The sequence below is a fragment of the Salmonella sp. SAL4457 genome, assembly GCF_046548235.1.
In the GTDB taxonomy this organism is placed as follows: Bacteria; Pseudomonadota; Gammaproteobacteria; order Enterobacterales; family Enterobacteriaceae; genus Salmonella; species Salmonella enterica.
Genome location: NZ_JBGDZO010001346.1, coordinates 1 through 235 on the forward strand (window position 1 = coordinate 1; position 235 = coordinate 235).

General features: G+C 63.0%; 1 pseudogene. It reads left to right on the forward strand.

Going from position 1 to position 235, the window contains the following annotated elements:
* Nucleotides 1-235, forward strand: a pseudogene (locus ACLJNW_RS28565) (putative 4-hydroxy-4-methyl-2-oxoglutarate aldolase); the annotation flags it as partial.

The window sequence follows — 235 nt, forward strand, 5'->3', positions numbered from 1 at the left end:
GGTCCAGGTCGTCGAACCCATGTTCAGCAACTTCGGCGGCCGCGACTCCTTCGGCGGCGAGATCGTCACCATCAAGTGCTTCGAAGACAACTCGTTGGTCAAGGAGCAGGTCGACAAGGACGGCAAGGGCAAGGTCCTGGTCGTCGATGGCGGTGGTTCGCTGCGCCGCGCCCTGCTGGGCGACATGCTGGCCGAGAAAGCGGCGAAGAACGGCTGGGAAGGGATCGTCGTGTAT